Below are 277 nucleotides of genomic sequence, written 5' to 3' on the forward strand. Positions count from 1 at the left end.
AGAAGTCATCTCATTTGGAGAGTCGGCGGTGGCAGATGAGGGCGGCTGCGATGCTGGCGAAGGCTGCAAAGTGGTCGGCCTTGCGTTCGTAGCGGCGGTGGAGTCGGCGGAAGCCGCCGAGCCAGGCGACGGTGCGCTCGATCACCCAGCGGTGCCGGCCGAGGCGCTGGGAGGACTCGATGCCGCGGCGGGCGATGCGGGCCGGGATCTGCCGCCGGCGCAGGTAGGCGCGGATGAAGCGGTGGTCGTAGGCTTTGTCGGCGTGCAGCTTGCCGGG

1 protein-coding gene is annotated in these 277 nt (G+C 70.0%); it reads right to left on the bottom strand.

Going from position 1 to position 277, the window contains the following annotated elements:
* Window positions 1-10: 10 nt before the first annotated feature.
* A partial coding sequence (locus PUR61_RS14020; protein ID WP_329879149.1) for a transposase occupies window positions 11-277 on the bottom strand: 267 nt, incomplete at its 5' end.

Source organism: Streptomyces sp. BE20, assembly GCF_036322525.1.
Lineage (GTDB): Bacteria > Actinomycetota > Actinomycetes > Streptomycetales > Streptomycetaceae > Kitasatospora.